Below are 16,572 nucleotides of genomic sequence, written 5' to 3' on the forward strand. Positions count from 1 at the left end.
CTTGATGCTTGATTATTATTGCTTGGCGCTTTATTTCGCTTATTTGAAGATACCGCTGCTTTTTTCACTTTATTAGATTTGGTAACTGCTTTACTTTTCTGGATCGCCTTCTCTTCTTCTAATATAGGGAGCTGATTAAGTCCGTTTAAATCAACAATCGGTTCCTGTGGCAACTCAGCACTATTCTGTCCACTAGTTTGAATCGTCTCTGCTTGGAAAGATGTCTGCCCATAATCGTTTTGATAATTAGGATTATAATAGGGCGGCTGAACTCCATATTCAGTTGGTCTGAAATAATTTGTGTACTGCGGGTTGTGACCGTAGGCTTGTGGATGCAGCATAGGCTGAGCATTTTGGGCTGTTGCCGCTTTCCAGTCCGCTTCTGCTTGCATATAACTATATGGTAATGGTTTAGTATGACCGCATCCGCAATCTCCTCCATAAGAAGGAACGTCAACAAGAGCATAATTTACAATGTAACCACCCTGTTCATAAGTGGTATGTGGTTGCTGACCTACTTCTCCACCTTTCCCTGACTGATAAGGTGTGTTCTGAACACTCTGCGGGAACTGGTTATACGGCAGCGGCTGAGGATAATCTTGCTTTTTATCATTTACATATCCATATTCCAGAGGTTGTTGATACGGGTTTTGATATCCCTGGTACCCTGCATTTCCCCCGTACATTCCTTTATCATATGCTGGGTATTGATAAGGATTCATGTACTCACTCTTGCAATCCTCTTTTTTTGAATAATACTCTTCTTTCTTAGGTTCGTACTCTGGTTTTTTCAATGGCGGTATTGGAACAGGTATCGGAACAGGCAGTGGTGCAGGTTTGATCATCTCTGGTTTAGGTACGGGTAGAGGCAGCGGCTTAGAAGGTGGAGGAGCTATTGGTTTTACTTCTGGTTTAGGAATAGGTTCAAGAATTGGTTTTTTGACTTCTTCTTTGGGTAGTTCTGGTTTTGGTATCGGTTTTGTCATTTCCTCTTTTGGCGGAATCGGTTTTGGTTTAGGGATCTCTGCTTTCGGAGGCTTCGGCTTTGTTATTTCAGCTTTTGGGAGCACAGGCATTTCCGGCATCTCTGGTAGCTCTGGAAGCTGCGGATAGTTGGGCATAGGAGCGGTATTCTTTTTCCCTGCATGCCCCTGGATAACGGTTGCTGGTGTACCCGAAGTTCCCTCTTGCAAAATTTCTGTTGTTATAACTTTCGGTGTACTGCTAGATCCAGATGGAATAAACACCGTTTCTCCGACAATCAGTGCATTCGGATTCTTTAACTGCGGATTTGCAGCAATCATATCTTGAAGCGAAACGCCCCAGGCTTTAGAAAGCTTCCATAATGAATCTCCTTGAACTACCTTGTGCTGATGCAAAATCGATCCGCCCGGTTGCGTCGCGACGGGGGCAGAAGGGATTTTCACCTTCATACCAACGGTTAATTGATTAGGATTTGCAATCTCTGGGTTTGCACTAATGATTTTTTCAAGCGACACATTATATTTCTTGGACAAGAAATACAGGGTATCTCCTTCTTTTACAATGTGTATTCTCACGGGTTCATAACCTCCTTACAATCTTCAGGCATGACATTCGCCCTTTCTTTCGTTACTCTCATCCTATGCAGGACTTTTGACATTGACATCACTTCTCGCAAAAAAAACCTCATTCAGCAAAAATCTCTCTTGAGAGATAGGTTGCTAAATGAGGTTTAAGGCGGCTATGTAACACAATTACATATTCTTGAGTTTTTTATGAGATGCAATAAGCAGCTATCTCCAGAATTATTCTTCCTTGTATATGTAGCAAGGATAGGAGCCAAGTACACGCACTTGGCAACCAAGCGCCTCGATTTCCGCAAATGCAGCTGGAAGCAACGCAGAATCGACTGATTCCAGTACATCAATATAAAAATGATAATTACCCAATCTTTTTTTCGTAGGTCTGGATTCGATCCGTGATAAATTTAATTTGCGCCAAGCAAAGGCGGATAAGACCTGATGAAGCGCCCCTGCGAAATCCTCTGGAGGAGTAACTAAAATACTGGTCTTCATATGATCGGCTTCTCTATCTAACCGGATAGGTTCACGCCCAATCAGCACAAACCGGGTATAGTTATTATCATGATCTGTGACCCGCTCAGCCATCAGATCAAGACCATGTTTTTGCGCTGCAAGACGTGTAGCAATGGCCGCCCAGCCTTTTCCCGGATTTTTCTTCACAATCTCCGCTGCTTCCGCCGTACTTCCGACGCTCTCAAGTTCTGCTTGAGGTGCATAGGTACGGATAAACTGCAGACACTGCGGGATTGCTACGGGATGAGACATAATTTTCTGAATACGTGTGAAATCAATCTCATCTCTGTCATTCAGAAATTCGGATTGATCCCCGATCAAATTCTGTATAGAAGGATATACCCACTCACATTGCATGGGAATATCCACTTCATGTATTAACCAATCCATATGTAGACTTACGGAACCATCTATTGTATTCTCCACTGGAATAACACTGTAATTACTATCCCCTCGGTCTGTGGATCGAAATACATCGGAGATTAACTTGTAATGAATACCTTTATAGGACTCGCCCCTAAACAAAAAATCGAGCGCTTCATGGGATACTGTACCTTCTGGCAATAGTGCAACTCGTTTCATGCTTTAACTTCCCCTTTTAACATGTCCAAAAATGAGTCTGTGTGCATTTTTGTTATTATTTGCACTCCGCTATGATCCGGTTGGAGCCATAGGGTATCTGCCTCAAGGCCATGTGATTTCATCGTTTGCAGCATATAATTCTCGAGTTCATGCTTCTGATCTTCCTCTCTATGCACAAGCGCAAGCACAGTAGGCCCCGCTCCACTAAGCGATGCTCCAAGCGCCCCCCTCAGAGGAGCTTGTTCCAAAATTTCCGCCATCCCAGGTACAAGTTCTGCACGATAAGGCTGATGGAGCCTATCTCTCATTGCAGCAGCGAGCAAATCATAGCGCCCAGCTGCCACCGCTCCAACTAAAAGAGAAGATCTGCTAATGTTATAGACCGCATCCTGAAGGGAAAGAACTTTGGGTAATGCTTCACGCGCTTTGCTTGTTGATAACTGAAAATGCGGAATCACTGCTAGAATTTCTAATTCTTTTGGAGGATCAATCTTCACATAATGAGCATTATCCCCATCCCAAGCTGTAGCAACAAAACCACCAAATAGCGAGGCACCGACATTGTCGGGATGTTTCTCTATTTGCGTAGCTAACGTAAATAATCGATCCTTTGATAAAGGAGAGCCAATAAGTTCGTTTGCAGCTACAAGGGCACCGATAATAGCAGAAGCACTGCTCCCAAGCCCGCGTGTAAGCGGGACCTCAGAATACATAGATATAGAAAGTTCGGGAATTTCCACTCCTGCTTCTTCAAATACACGCTGTGCTACTTTATAGATTAGGTTTGATTTATCCGTTGGAATTCCGTCCAGGTGTTCACCATGCAAAACGATGCAAGTCTCTTCCGCTTGCTGCATCTCTATATAGGAATACAAGGTGAGTGCCATTCCCAAAGAATCAAAACCGGGTCCTAAATTCGCTGTGCTGGCCGGGACCTTCACTCTTACGATGTTGTTCATAATTCGTACTTCCCCTCCAAGTCATCCGTTAATGAGTTCAGCCTTCTACGCGGTACACGCTCTTTACTTTACGAATTACATCAAGCGATTCAAAATGCTTACGCACTTTCTCCATGTTGGCTTTACTTGCATCATGTGTCACGATAATAATCTCTGCATCCGGATTAAATTCGTTTGGCTGTTGTACGACCGATGCAAGACTCACGTTGTATTCCGCAAATATTTGAGTGATCTGAGCGAGAACGCCTGCCTTATCATCCACATGAAGCAAAAGGAAATATTTATACTTAATTTCTTCATCGCTAATTAGTCTCTTCTCTTTGTAAGGAGCAATTGCTTTCAGTCCGCTGACACCAAGCTTCACGTTACGAATAACGGATACAAGGTCAGCTACAACAGAAGTAGCTGTAGGCATCTCTCCTGCTCCCGCTCCGTAAAACATTGTCTCTCCAACCGCTTCTCCATGCACGTAAACGGCATTGAACACTCCATTGACTGAAGCAATCGGATGCTTTTTCTTTACCATAGTCGGTTGAACACTAATTGTGATTTGGTCGTCTTGACGCTCTGCAATACCTAGCAGCTTCATTTCATAACCGAGACGCCTTGCATAACTGATATCCTCTTTTGTAACAGAAGAGATTCCGCTGACAGATACGTCGCGAAGTTCCACATTCGTATGGAACCCTAGTGTAGCCAGAATTGCCATCTTACGTGCTGCATCAAGCCCTTCTACATCAGAAGTCGGATCTGCTTCTGCATATCCAAGTTCCTGTGCTTCTTTTAAAACTTCCTCATAAGAAACGCCTTCTTGGCTCATTTTTGTCAAAATGTAATTGGTTGTTCCGTTCACGATTCCCATAATTTTAGTAATACGATCAGAGGAGAATCCTTCAATTAACGTACGGATGATAGGAATCCCGCCGGCCACACTAGCCTCGTAATATACGTCACAGCGTTTTTCTGCTGCTTTGGCTAAGATTTCCGAACCATAAAGTGCCATAAGATCCTTATTGGCAGTTACAATATGTTTTCCTCGCTCAAGGGCTTCTAAAATATACTCTTTCGTCTGATCCACTCCGCCCATGACTTCCACTATGACATCAATATCCGGATGACGAATCACTTCCCAGGGATCTTCTGTTAATTTATCGGAATCAACATTGATATTACGGGCTTTTTCTGTATTTTTTACAGCAATCTTCTCGATCACAATCGGTGATCCAACCTGACTGCTAAGATCCTCCTGATTCCCTTCCACGATGCGAACCACACCAGTTCCTACAGTCCCCAAACCAAGCAAACCTACTTTAATTGGTTTCATATCATTCATCCCCTAATGTACGATTTAGTGTTTCTCCTCTAACCCTGGCCAATTAGTCTTGTACGTTTCACTCCATGCAAATTTTCAAGTTGGTCCAACATTTCGCCGATTTCTTCGGTTATATGTGAGATTTCCACAGAGATTACTACATTCGCCCTCCCTTGAAGCGGAAGACTTTGATGTATTGTAAGTACATTCCCTCCACATGCTGCCACTAAAGACAGTACTTGAGAAAGCATACCTGATTCATGCTCCAAGTCAATAGAAATGGTGACAATCCTTTCTTTCTCTAGCTGATTAACGAGATGAATTCCATCCTTATATTTGTAAAATGCACTTCGGCTAAGGCCTACCCGCTCCGCTGCCTCATGCACTGTTTTCACTTCACCTGTCGCAAGCAGCTGCTTCACTTGCATGGTCTTTACGACAGCTTCTGGTAAAATATCTTCCCTAACTAAGTAGTAACGCTCTTTCAAAACGTCCTCTCCTCAAAGACTATTGTATTCATATAGTGGACATTATATAGGATAGTAACGAAAAGGGCAATAGACAGAGGGAAGGAAGATAGTAAAAAAAGCGGATACCCACTATTAGGATATCCGCTTTATTATGTCTTTTTTGCGCTGTTTTAAAAGTAACTGCTGCTCTCAACAAACTCAAATTCAAAATCAGCAATACGAACAATCGTACCATCTTTCGCACCACGTTTACGAAGCTCATCATCTACACCCATGTAACGGAGAGTACGAGCCAACTTCATAATGGCCTCATGTGAATTCAGCTGCATTCGTTTCATCATACGCTCAATCTTCGCACTGTGTACAACAAACATCTCATTTTCACGGACAATGGTAAACCCTTCATCTTCCGCTTTTTCAAGTTTGTAGACTTTACGCTCATTCACTTCAGCAACTTCTTCCACAACCAGTTCTTCTGGAATGGAATCGAGCAGATCTGCTGCTTTATAGAGAAGTTCTTTAATTCCTTGTCTTGTTAAGGATGAGATTGGTAAGATCTCTATGTCTGGACGAACTTCTTTGACTTTTTTCGTAAAGGCAGCCAGGTTCTCTTCCGATTCAGGCATGTCCATCTTGTTAGCTGCAACAATTTGCGGTCTGGACATCAGTTTTTCATTATATTGACGCAGCTCATCATTAATTTTAACCCAATCTTCAAAAGGATCTCTTCCTTCCGATCCACTCATATCCACGACATGAATAATGACGCGAGTCCGCTCGACATGTCTTAAAAATTCGTGACCCAGGCCAACTCCTTCACTCGCTCCTTCAATGAGACCAGGCAAATCTGCCATAACGAAGCTTCGTCCTTCTCCTACTTCAACCACACCTAAATTCGGCGTAATGGTGGTAAAATGATAGGCTCCGATTTTGGGTTTTGCTCCAGAAACAACGGACAGCAACGTGGATTTACCTACGCTCGGAAATCCTACCAGCCCTACATCGGCCATTACTTTCATCTCAAGAACAATATAACGCTCTTCGCCCTCTTCCCCATTCTCCGCAAGTTCTGGAGCCGGATTTTTAGGCGTTGCAAAACGGATATTTCCTCTTCCTCCGCGGCCCCCGCGAGCAATGACAACTTGCTGACCATGGCGCGTCAGATCTGCGAGTATTTCCCCGGTATCTTCATCCGTCACAACCGTACCTGGAGGAATTCGAACAATCATATCCTCTGCATTGGCACCGTGCTGACTTTTGTTACGACCTTTTTCACCGCGTTTTGCTTTGAAGTGGCGCTGATAACGAAAGTCCATGAGTGTTCTAAGACCTTCATCAACTCGGAAAATAACGCTGCCGCCTCTTCCTCCATCGCCGCCTGCAGGTCCACCCTCTGGTACATACTTCTCACGTCTAAAAGAGACAAGACCGTCTCCTCCGTCGCCGCCTTTTACATATATCTTCGCTTTATCTACAAACATAACTGCTCCTTCCTCATATACCGCAAGTCACACGAAACTGGAATAATGCATGCTCTTCCGCTGCCTGTTCCGCTTTGACTTTTACTTTAATTCCTTGCTTTATGGTAAACAAATTACTCCACGCTTCGGTCTCAGGCGATACCTTCTCTCCTTCAAAACGCACGATGATATCACCTTGATCCTGATGAAAAAGTATCATCAGCTTGCGGATCTCTCCCCAAGACGATCGGCTACTGAATTGATAAGCTCTGACCGTATCTGCAATCGCCCCTGTCAATATCTCACCGTCCTCGGGAGAAATCAAGGTGTCTAGTCGCAAGCCTTCTTCAACTTCAATATGAAGCTCTAGGGAGCTGCCACTCGTTCTGTACGATTGCAAATAAAAAACAAGAGAAGATATGCCGAGTTTGGAGATTTTACTTTCTTCCGTTGTTCTCTCTTTTATTCTTTCCACAACTTGTATCGATTTATCAGCTTTACCTAAACGAATATATCCATACAATACTTGCAGATCATTCATCCAGTCATGTCTGTGATGGTTTAATGTTGCTATGGCAGCATTCTCCATCCTCTGTGTAATATGCCTGCGCTGTTCCTCAAGTTGCTTGTCCATCCTTTTACATATGAATACAAAGACAAGAGTGATCCATATGCTAAGCAACAAACATGAAATCAAACTCTTCGAGATGATTACCACTACTAACGGAATTAGAATTGAGGTTATGGCCGCATAGGGAACTTTTTTCCAGGAATTCATAACTTCTCCCCGTTCTTCGAATCTAGTCAGCCTGTCTTCAGGCTATACAGGCAGTATATCACACACAATGTTATCAGACAGTAACACGGTATAAAAAAAGCCTTCGGCAAACATGCCGAAGGCTCCTTAGGCTTAAATGCCTTATTACGCTTCTACTGCAGCTGCTACAGGAGCAACATCAACAGGGTAGACGCTCACTTTTTTACGATCGCGGCCCAAACGTTCAAATTTAACAACGCCTTCCACTTTCGCAAACAAAGTATCATCTTTACCGATACCTACGTTCGTACCTGGGTGAATTTTCGTTCCACGTTGACGAACAAGGATGCTGCCACCACTAACTGTTTGACCGTCTGCACGTTTAACACCAAGACGTTTAGAGTGGGAATCACGACCGTTCTTTGTGGAACCTACCCCTTTTTTGGATGCGAATAACTGAAGATCCAATTTTAACATTGTAGTCTACCTCCTTCTTTAGTTATTATGCTGCTTTATCTGAATATACTCACCGTATGAATCGACAATTGAATTCAGCATTACCACAAGTGATTCAAGCAGCAGCTGTACCTGAGGATAGATATTGTCTTGAATTCCGGAAGGAAGATAAGCACTAAGAAAACCATGCTCCATTTCCGCATCAAGTTGAACACCTGTAAGGGCCTCAATTGAATTCACGGCACCCACGGTTACGGCAGATACACCCGCACATACAATATCTTCACCGGCTTTTGCATAATTCGCATGGCCTTTCACTGAAAAACCACGAATACTGCCATCACTAAGACGAAAAATGTGTACAGTAATCACTGTTCCACCTTCTTACGCTTGGATTTTGCCGATTGTTACTTTAGTGTAAGGTTGACGATGACCTTGTTTTACACGGTAGTTCTTTTTAGGTTTGTATTTGTAGATAACAACCTTTTGACCTTTGCCATGTTTTTCAACAGTCGCTGTTACAGTTGCGCCGGCTACTACCGGAGTACCTGCAGTCAAACCATTTTCACTGGAAACAGCCAAAACACGGTCAAACGTTACAGTTTCACCATCAGCTGCGTTCAATTTCTCGATGAAAAGAACATCGCCTTCTTGAACTTTGTATTGTTTACCACCAGTTTCAATAATTGCGTACATTTGCTTGCACCTCCTCATGTCTCAGACTCGCCTAATCCAGGTGACTGCACGTCCATACGGAGTGTAGTACTTCAACCTGATCGGAGCGGTTGCAGCATGTGCAGCAATGAATACTAAACACATACTTTGTGATTATAACAGATCCAATTAGAAAAATCAATAATTTCTCTAAACCTTCTAGTCGATAAAAAGTGTACTTTCTTCTCTTACTTTTTTGCGTGTTAACTCAAGTAACCCAAGTCTTGTCCATCCAATGACTACGGATTTTGTTCGATCTTTCTTAATTTCTACCTCAAGAGTCCGTAAGACCCTGCTACGGTTCTCTTCCTTCTCCATATCAATAAAATCAATAATGATAATTCCACCGATATCTCGAAGACGAATAAGCCTAGCGATCTCCGCTGCGGCTTGGAGGTTTGTTGCGGTTACTGTCTCCTCAAGATTTCGTCCGCCAATATACTTTCCTGTATTGACATCAATTACGGTGAGAGCTTCCGTATGATCGATAACTACATACCCTCCACCGCCAAGCCAAACTTTCCGCTTAAAATCTTTCTCCAGCTGTTCTTGAACACCGTAAGCTTCAAACACAGTTTGATTTCCTTGATAGACATGAATTTTCGGAATTTCACTATATACCATTTCCAAAAAATATGCTGCAGCCTCTTTAGCTCTTTGCTCATCGTCGATGACAAATTCATCGCCGCCTTCTGTATAGCTGTCACGTATAAATCGCTGCACAATACTTAAGTCCCGATGAAGCAAACGCGGAGCGCTGCATGTCTCTGCTTTGAACTGAATCCTTTCCCATTGTTTACGGAGCTGAATCAAATCTCCATCAATGGATTCCAAACTTTCTGATTCTGATACGGTGCGAATGATCATGCCTTCTTTTTCTGTTCTGCACTTTTCACTCATGATCTTTAACCGGTTTCGTTCACTTTCTTTAGCAATTCTTTTGGAAACAGCGACGTATCCAGCGAGCGGCATGTATACAATGTAGCGCCCAGGGAGTGCATAATGTGTCGTTACCCTGGCTCCCTTGCCTCCTACGGGTTCTTTGAAGACCTGCACGATGATCTCCTGACCAACATGAAGTAGTTCCGTAATCGAAGGTTTGACCTCGGGCTGCTTATCCAAATGCGGGTGTAATACATCATCAATGTATAGAAAGGCGTTTTTTTTCTGGCCAATATCCACAAAGGCAGCTTGCATACCTGGTAATACATTGACCACCCGTCCTTTAAAAAAAGACCCGAGTAATCCACGTTCCCCTGTCCGTTCTGCTGCGTACTCAACTACCTTGCCTCTCTCCAAAAGTGCCATTTGCGTTATGTTCGGTTGGCATTGTACAATCATTTGTTTCATGGCTTCACCTCTAGAGACTTTTAAAAAAGGAAAATAATAGCGACTGAACGTTCACTTATTTTGTAAATTACCCCTTTTTCTCGAAATATGACTCAATAATGCGCTGTTCCGGCAAAATACCTATGATCTTGCCCCTAGCATTCATGACATAGATCATATGATATTTCTCTCTCTTAAATAAACGCAAGATTGTATCTAAAGGTTTCGCAGGTATCGAAATTATTGGCTGTGCAAGACTAGCAGAGGATAAATGATAAGCAAATAACTTATCTCTATTAACTAAAAACCGAACAAATCGGTAAGGAATATTGCGATAATCTTCGATCCCCGAATAGAGTAAAAAGCATCCCATCAGCAGGATATTTAATTCTATTTTACCTGACTCCTTCATAATAAGCGGGGACAACGAGATAATAATCATGACGACACTAGCGACAATGCTGAGCCTGTAAGTAATAACGAGTGTTTTGTAATAAGGAAGAAATAAACTGATCAAAGCCTGAGCGATTTTCCCTCCGTCAAGCGGAAGAATAGGGAGAAGATTAAACAAGGCAATGATCGCATTCGCCTGAATAAAATAAATCAAAAACTCTCCATCCCACCAGTGTAGGCTGAGCATTCCAACTGCTGCTCCCATCATAATTACATTCTGAAGAGGTCCGGCTAGTGAAATGAGGATTTCTTTTGCCGCTGTTAAATCACCTCTGTCCTCAATGACAGCAACACCGCCAAACGGCAGCATCTGGATAGATCTTACCTGAATACCGAGAAGTGCTGCTGCTGATGCATGTCCTAATTCATGAATAAACACAATCACAAATAAAGTGATGAGTTCAATAAACTGTCCCGTGGCAACAGACAGCATCATTAGGAGAACGAATACCGGATGCATGGACAGCTGAACACCCATCACATTAATCAAATGATATCACTTCCGTCGGATCAATATAGGTGTCTCCTTCTTTCAGTGCAAAATAGAAAGTTTGATCCTGCTTCGAAGTACTTGCCGGGATTTGACCTATGAGATCTCCCTCTTCGACCCAAGAACCCACGGTTAACTTGGTTTCTTCCAGACGACCATAAATACCAGTAAGTGTTGCTGTGTGCTGAATGACGATCGTAGTTCCCGCCTCGGGACTGTTACTGACTTCAATAACCCGTCCTGCATCCATACTTTGTACTTGCTGAATTCCTCCCCCATTCGAATCGGGTACAATCTCAATCCCCTTCATCGTAATCGCAAACGGCTGCGCAATGGTTCCCTGTATCGGGGCCATATATTTGCGCGAGGCAGAAACTTTTAGCGGGGATGGATCATCATTTTGAAAGATCGGAAGAAAAGAAGGAGCGCCTCCAAAGTGTTCTGTATACCATACTGCAGCTGAAGAAAAATCCATCTCGCGGTGGAGACTATCAGCAATAAACAGTTTGGCTGGCTGTAGAAAAGAAACATCCCACTTGAATGCTCCCATGACTGCTCCAAATAATATCACACTGACAGCAAGCCTCCTTACAAAACCTCTCCTAAATCCACCAGAACGGACGGGAGGACTTTCTTCAGGCAGTTCACCCCAGCCTCGATATCCCTGTTTCCATAGAATTTCCGGGTCCCGTTCTTCCTCTGTTTGATCTGTTTGATCTATTCGCTCATATGGGAAAAGCCGCTCAGCCGGCTGTTCAAAAGGCTGCTGTTTCTGCTGCAATCCTTGTCCTGTTAATTCAAACCCCAGTAAATTCTTTTCCGGATGGCTTGTCTCGGATTCAAGAAGCTCCCTAATGCGTTCTTTTCTTCGTTCTTTTATATTTTGTTTGATATCCATATTCAGTCCTCCTAGTGAGGTATACTTCCACTATTTGATTTTATGAGCTGGAACAGATGAATATGAACAAGCCTTCTTTTTATATCAAAAAAAGGCACTAGAGCTTTTAAGCTCCAATGCCTTTTAATCATTCGCAAACCATCGCTTTTATATCATTTATCTCAGTGCCGACAAAAATACGAGAACGATCAAAAATAGACCCATCCCGTAAATACAGCACAATATTTAAGTACTCACGAAGATGAACAACATAAGCAGATATATTAAACATAATCAGAAACATGCAAACATAAGTTTGGCCGTTTCTTTTGAGCCGACCCGCTATTAACCCATCCCGAAAAATTTCTTAAAGCGTGTAAACACACCTTTTTTCTGTTCAAGCATCATAAGCGGAACCGTATCACCAAGAATCCGTCTTGCTATGTTACGATACGCCATAGCTGCCTGCGAATCAGGATTCATAACCGTTGGTTCACCTGAGTTAGCTGCTCTAATCACAAGTTCATCATCAGGAACAATTCCAATAAGGTCAATGTTTAACACTTGAAGAATACTATCAATATCTAGCATATCGCCTGATTTGACCATATTATTACGAATTCGATTGACCACAAGTTTAGGAGATTTCACATGCGAACTTTCAAGCAGACCGATCACTCTATCCGCATCACGTACAGCCGCATTCTCAGGAGTGGTTACAACAATCGCCTGATCTGCTCCTGCAATCGCATTTTTGAATCCTTGCTCAATTCCAGCCGGGCAATCGATAATGACATATTCAAAATCTTTTTTCAGTTCTAACACGATATCTTTTACCTGGTCGGGGGATATCGAATTTTTATCTTTGGTCTGTGCAGCAGGAAGCATATATAGTTCATCAAAGCGCTTATCTTTGACTAATGCTTGTCCTAATCTACACCGGCCCTCAGCCACATCTACCAGATCATATATAATCCGATTTTCAAGGCCCATAACAACATCTAGGTTGCGAAGTCCGATATCTGTATCTACCAGACATACCTTCTTGCCCAGTAAGGCAAGAGCGGTGCCTATGTTGGCGGAAGACGTTGTTTTTCCAACGCCGCCTTTCCCTGAAGTGACAACAATCGCCTCTCCCATGTATGCTACACCCCTTTAAACGCGTTAAAATCACGGTGCAAACGAACGATATTACTCGTCTTGTCGATCTGCATTTGTCCGTTCTGCAAGTAAGCAAACTCCATTCCCGCTTCACGCTTCTCCCATTCATCCGGAGGACGGCTGATAACCTCTGCAATTCGCAGTTGAGTCGGAGCAAAATGCGCGGCACTAATGATTGCTTCTTCATCACCGGCGCTTCCAGCATGAGCCATCCCGCGCAGCGCACCCATAATAAATATGTGACCTGTACAGCTGACGGTCCCGCCTGGATTAACGTCTCCAAGTAATAGAAGGTTACCCTCATGATGTAAAACTTGACCCGACCGAATAATCCCAGTGATGGTCGTAATCGCTTTTGCATCGTTATGGTCATTCTTAGCATCCGGAGACTCAATGGAACGGATCAGCAGATTACCTTTCTTTTTCAAAATTTGAAGAATGGCATCTTTCTGATCTTCAGTTACGACACGCGAACCTAATTTGACATCGACATGAATAATGGGACCAGACAATATATTTTGATGGCTGTGTTCCAGTTTATATCGTAATTCACTTAGTAGCTCTTCTAAATCACACTCGTCATCCATCAGAAAAACCAGGCCATCCTTGATGCCTTTAATCATCACATGATTCGATTTTACTGTCATAAGCCTGTCCCTCCCATCTCAAACATTCGTGCCGAAGCGCAGCAGTTCCTTCTTTTCCCTGCAAAATGCAAAAACATTACGTCTTATCTTTACTTAGTGATCTATGTCGAGACAGCTTATCCAGCTGTTTACGCAAAGGTACATAGATAATAAGAGCAAATATAAAATGAATAAATACCGTAGGTATCATGTATTCTACAAGTGCCCAGTCATAGGAAACATGATTAAGCTGAAAGAGTTTGTATATAAAGAACAAAATCGTATCGAACAATAAACTGCCTAAAATGACAACCATCATCATAACAGGCATCGTCGTTCGCTGAGATTTAAAAATAAGACCTAGTAAATACGCGGCCAGTCCCATGGAAAAAGAATACGGGCCAATCATGTGTCCATAAAAAACAACATCATGCAGCAACCCGAAAATAATACCAAGGACTAATGCCGTATGTCTGTGATAGTACACGGTCACAAACAAGATCGCAATATACACTAAGTTATAACCGATCCGAGGCAGCAATGCATCCGGAATAATCCATGGCATGACCGTACCTTCCAGCACAAAGAGGAGGAACAACAGAATGATGAGTACCTGCTTCCGGCCTGCCATTATGGAGTAACCTCCGGAGGAATAACAACAAATACTTCCTTCCAGTCAGTGAAGTTTGCTGCTGGCTTAATATAGGCAACTTGGGCCAAGCCATATTCACTTACTTCTATATCTTTAACTTCACCAATAATCATATATTTCGGAAAACCTTCAATGATTCCAGAAGACATAATAATATCGTTCACTTTAATGTTGGAACTTTCCGAAATTTTGGTCATTTGCAGGTACCCAGTTTTCGGATCATATTTCTCAATCATACCAAATGTATTATTCTCTTTGCCTACGACGGTAGCTGCAATCGCATTTGCATCACTTGAGCTTGGATCGAGTGCGGTAAGAAGAGTGACGGTCGCAGTAAAGTTACTTACATGACTAATTGTACCTACCAGTCCATCAAGGGAGGTTACTGCCATTCCTTCCTTAATTCCTGCATTCTCACCGATGTCAATGTTCAGTACACGGTTGTTAGGATCCGAATTTACACTGATGACTTGTGCAGTCCGAAGTGTATAGTTATGTCTATTCTTCTGTTCTTCAGTGAACTTCAAATCTTCCTGAAGCCTTTGATTCGTCTCGGCGAGATTACCGTATCTAACAGAATCCTGTTTATACTGTGCAACTGCTGTTTTTAACTCTTCGTTTTCTTCCTGAAGTCTCTTCAGGTTGGCTATATCCTCAAAAAATCCGGAAACATAAGAGGCAGGTTTATAAAAAACTTGCTGTACAAATCCAACCATATCTTTGGTGAATTTCTCAGGCAAGGAAAGTCCTGCTCTTGACCCCACAGTGAAACCCATTAAAGCTATAAAAATAATGATACCAACAAGTAAAATAAACAATCTTTTGTTGCCAAGCCATTTAAACAGTTATAACACCCTCTTACATCCCTATTTCGTTATCATGTCTGATACTTAAAAAGGGAAAGCAAGTGTAGCGAGGCCAAAGGCCTGTTCTCTACTTTCTTGCGATCCCAACAGTAGCATCAACATAAAAAATGAATGGTGCATGATGCCATATTGCACCAACACCTACAGCCATACCGGCTCAGCTCGCGGCGGATGCAGCCAGCGGGCTGAAAGTATAAACTATCGCGGCTTAGCGTTTACTTCTTGATTTAAATAAATGAATATTATCCAGTGCTTTACCTGTACCAATCGCTACACAATCCAGAGGATTCTCAGCTACAATCACAGGCATGCCTGTTTCACCAGCAAGAAGCTTGTCCAGATTACGAAGAAGCGCACCTCCACCTGTTAGAACAATACCGCGATCCATGATATCGGCTGCGAGTTCTGGCGGACATTTCTCAAGTGTAACTTTCACTGCTTCTACAATAGAGCCTACTGTGTCTGCCAAAGCTTCGCTGATTTCATCAGATGTAATGGTAATCGTCTTAGGCAGTCCAGTAACAAGGTCACGACCACGAATCTCCATTGTCTCAACTTCATCCAGCGGAAGAGCTGAACCAACTTCCATTTTGAGCTGTTCTGATGTACGTTCACCAATCATCAGATTATACTGACGCTTGATGTATTGGATGATCGACTCATCCATCTCATCCCCTGCAACACGTACAGAACGACTTGTAACAATACCTCCAAGAGAGATAACTGCAACTTCCGTTGTACCTCCACCGATATCAACAACCATGCTGCCTGTTGGCTCCCATACCGGGAGATCAGCACCAATCGCAGCTGCGAATGGCTCTTCAATAGTGTAAGCTTCACGTGCACCTGCTTGTTTTGTTGCATCTTCTACTGCGCGCTGTTCAACAGCAGTAATACCGGAAGGTACACATACCATTACATTCGGATGACGATGGAAGAACGAACGCTGTTTTTGTGCTTGGCGAATAAAGTATTTAATCATTGTAGCTGTTGTATCAAAATCAGCAATAACGCCATCTTTCATTGGTCTAATCGCACGGATATTTCCTGGTGTACGACCAATCATCTTCTTGGCAGATTCTCCGACTGCCTCAATGACTTGTGTATCTGTACGTATAGCTACTACGGATGGTTCTCTTACGACAATTCCTTTTCCGCGGACATAAACGAGCGTATTCGCCGTTCCCAAGTCAATTCCCAAATCTTTTGTAAAGCCACCTAACATGCTGTAATCTCCCTTTCTTTTCCCTGCATTATTAACGTTGCTTGTTTCATGAGCAACTGCAACTTTATGATCCGATTCAATAAATAGCTAGATCAGAACACAAGG

General features: G+C 42.8%; 18 protein-coding genes and 1 other annotated feature (1 of these 19 cut by a window edge). All 18 genes read right to left on the minus strand.

Annotation, left to right across the window (positions count from 1 at the left end; all coding sequences use genetic code 11):
* Positions 1 to 1,559, minus strand: partial view of a LysM peptidoglycan-binding domain-containing protein gene (locus tag QPK24_RS19090; RefSeq protein WP_285743848.1) — the 5' portion only. It extends 49 nt beyond the left edge of the window; only the first 1,559 of its 1,608 coding nucleotides appear in the window; the start codon lies at positions 1,557 to 1,559; its stop codon lies off the left edge, out of view.
* A gap of 228 nt (positions 1,560 to 1,787) precedes the next feature.
* Positions 1,788 to 2,660, minus strand: a complete 873-nt coding sequence (pheA, locus tag QPK24_RS19095) for a prephenate dehydratase (protein ID WP_285743850.1) — start codon at positions 2,658 to 2,660, stop codon at positions 1,788 to 1,790.
* Positions 2,657 to 3,619 carry a homoserine kinase gene (thrB, locus tag QPK24_RS19100; protein WP_285743852.1) on the minus strand — a complete coding sequence of 321 codons (963 nt, stop codon included), beginning with the start codon at positions 3,617 to 3,619 and terminating at the stop codon, positions 2,657 to 2,659. The genes pheA and thrB overlap by 4 nt, the downstream gene beginning before the upstream one ends.
* 37 nt (positions 3,620 to 3,656) lie before the next feature.
* Positions 3,657 to 4,943 carry a homoserine dehydrogenase gene (locus tag QPK24_RS19105; protein ID WP_285743854.1) on the minus strand — a complete coding sequence of 429 codons (1,287 nt, stop codon included), beginning with the start codon at positions 4,941 to 4,943 and terminating at the stop codon, positions 3,657 to 3,659.
* Between the two features lie 38 nt (positions 4,944 to 4,981).
* A complete protein-coding gene (locus tag QPK24_RS19110; RefSeq protein ID WP_285743856.1) occupies positions 4,982 to 5,419 on the minus strand; it encodes an ACT domain-containing protein in 438 nt (145 codons plus the stop codon).
* Between the two features lie 152 nt (positions 5,420 to 5,571).
* Positions 5,572 to 6,882 (minus strand): GTPase ObgE, encoded by a 1,311-nt coding sequence (obgE, locus tag QPK24_RS19115; RefSeq protein WP_160036365.1) that lies wholly within the window; start codon positions 6,880 to 6,882, stop codon positions 5,572 to 5,574.
* A gap of 13 nt (positions 6,883 to 6,895) precedes the next feature.
* Complete coding sequence (locus QPK24_RS19120) at positions 6,896 to 7,639, minus strand: Spo0B domain-containing protein (protein WP_285743858.1); 744 nt, start codon at positions 7,637 to 7,639, stop codon at positions 6,896 to 6,898.
* 144 nt (positions 7,640 to 7,783) lie between these two features.
* Entirely contained in the window at positions 7,784 to 8,095 is a 312-nt protein-coding gene (rpmA, locus tag QPK24_RS19125) for a 50S ribosomal protein L27 (RefSeq protein WP_160036363.1), read from the minus strand.
* Between the two features lie 18 nt (positions 8,096 to 8,113).
* Positions 8,114 to 8,446, minus strand: a complete 333-nt coding sequence (locus tag QPK24_RS19130; RefSeq protein ID WP_160036362.1) for a ribosomal-processing cysteine protease Prp — start codon at positions 8,444 to 8,446, stop codon at positions 8,114 to 8,116.
* Between the two features lie 12 nt (positions 8,447 to 8,458).
* A complete protein-coding gene (rplU, locus tag QPK24_RS19135; protein ID WP_160036361.1) occupies positions 8,459 to 8,770 on the minus strand; it encodes a 50S ribosomal protein L21 in 312 nt (103 codons plus the stop codon).
* Between the two features lie 13 nt (positions 8,771 to 8,783).
* Positions 8,784 to 8,871: a sequence feature (ribosomal protein L21 leader region), on the minus strand.
* A gap of 76 nt (positions 8,872 to 8,947) precedes the next feature.
* Complete coding sequence (locus QPK24_RS19140) at positions 8,948 to 10,138, minus strand: Rne/Rng family ribonuclease (RefSeq protein WP_285743863.1); 1,191 nt, start codon at positions 10,136 to 10,138, stop codon at positions 8,948 to 8,950.
* Between the two features lie 67 nt (positions 10,139 to 10,205).
* Positions 10,206 to 11,060 (minus strand): M50 family metallopeptidase, encoded by an 855-nt coding sequence (locus QPK24_RS19145; protein WP_285743865.1) that lies wholly within the window; start codon positions 11,058 to 11,060, stop codon positions 10,206 to 10,208.
* Complete coding sequence (locus QPK24_RS19150) at positions 11,053 to 11,958, minus strand: M23 family metallopeptidase (RefSeq protein WP_285743867.1); 906 nt, start codon at positions 11,956 to 11,958, stop codon at positions 11,053 to 11,055. Before QPK24_RS19150 ends, QPK24_RS19145 begins: the two co-directional genes overlap by 8 nt.
* Before the next feature lie 324 nt (positions 11,959 to 12,282).
* Positions 12,283 to 13,077: a septum site-determining protein MinD gene (minD, locus tag QPK24_RS19155; RefSeq protein ID WP_160036358.1), complete on the minus strand. Its 795-nt coding sequence runs from the start codon at positions 13,075 to 13,077 to the stop codon at positions 12,283 to 12,285.
* A gap of 5 nt (positions 13,078 to 13,082) precedes the next feature.
* Entirely contained in the window at positions 13,083 to 13,745 is a 663-nt protein-coding gene (locus QPK24_RS19160; RefSeq protein WP_285743869.1) for a septum site-determining protein MinC, read from the minus strand.
* Positions 13,746 to 13,821: 76 nt separating this feature from the next.
* Positions 13,822 to 14,355, minus strand: coding sequence for a rod shape-determining protein MreD (mreD, locus tag QPK24_RS19165; protein WP_285743870.1), 534 nt, complete (start codon positions 14,353 to 14,355; stop codon positions 13,822 to 13,824).
* On the minus strand, positions 14,355 to 15,194 hold the full coding sequence (mreC, locus tag QPK24_RS19170) for a rod shape-determining protein MreC (RefSeq protein WP_407082928.1): 840 nt from the start codon (positions 15,192 to 15,194) through the stop codon (positions 14,355 to 14,357). The genes mreD and mreC overlap by 1 nt, the downstream gene beginning before the upstream one ends.
* A gap of 256 nt (positions 15,195 to 15,450) precedes the next feature.
* Entirely contained in the window at positions 15,451 to 16,467 is a 1,017-nt protein-coding gene (locus QPK24_RS19175) for a rod shape-determining protein (protein WP_160036354.1), read from the minus strand.
* Positions 16,468 to 16,572: the final 105 nt, after the last annotated feature.

The organism is Paenibacillus polygoni (assembly GCF_030263935.1).
Classification (GTDB): Bacteria; Bacillota; Bacilli; order Paenibacillales; family Paenibacillaceae; genus Paenibacillus; species Paenibacillus polygoni.

Excerpts from the sequence above, each read along its gene's own strand:
- QPK24_RS19140 (WP_285743863.1), bottom strand. The coding sequence starts at position 10,138 with ATGAAACAAATGATTGTACAATGCCAACCGAACATAACGCAAATGGCA.
- mreD (WP_285743870.1), bottom strand. The coding sequence starts at position 14,355 with ATGGCAGGCCGGAAGCAGGTACTCATCATTCTGTTGTTCCTCCTCTTT.
- rpmA (WP_160036363.1), bottom strand. The coding sequence starts at position 8,095 with ATGTTAAAATTGGATCTTCAGTTATTCGCATCCAAAAAAGGGGTAGGT.
- QPK24_RS19160 (WP_285743869.1), bottom strand. The coding sequence starts at position 13,745 with ATGACAGTAAAATCGAATCATGTGATGATTAAAGGCATCAAGGATGGC.
- QPK24_RS19175 (WP_160036354.1), bottom strand. The coding sequence starts at position 16,467 with ATGTTAGGTGGCTTTACAAAAGATTTGGGAATTGACTTGGGAACGGCG.
- QPK24_RS19120 (WP_285743858.1), bottom strand. The coding sequence starts at position 7,639 with ATGAATTCCTGGAAAAAAGTTCCCTATGCGGCCATAACCTCAATTCTA.
- QPK24_RS19105 (WP_285743854.1), bottom strand. The coding sequence starts at position 4,943 with ATGAAACCAATTAAAGTAGGTTTGCTTGGTTTGGGGACTGTAGGAACT.
- pheA (WP_285743850.1), bottom strand. The coding sequence starts at position 2,660 with ATGAAACGAGTTGCACTATTGCCAGAAGGTACAGTATCCCATGAAGCG.
- minD (WP_160036358.1), bottom strand. The coding sequence starts at position 13,077 with ATGGGAGAGGCGATTGTTGTCACTTCAGGGAAAGGCGGCGTTGGAAAA.
- obgE (WP_160036365.1), bottom strand. The coding sequence starts at position 6,882 with ATGTTTGTAGATAAAGCGAAGATATATGTAAAAGGCGGCGACGGAGGA.
- thrB (WP_285743852.1), bottom strand. The coding sequence starts at position 3,619 with ATGAACAACATCGTAAGAGTGAAGGTCCCGGCCAGCACAGCGAATTTA.
- rplU (WP_160036361.1), bottom strand. The coding sequence starts at position 8,770 with ATGTACGCAATTATTGAAACTGGTGGTAAACAATACAAAGTTCAAGAA.
- QPK24_RS19150 (WP_285743867.1), bottom strand. The coding sequence starts at position 11,958 with ATGGATATCAAACAAAATATAAAAGAACGAAGAAAAGAACGCATTAGG.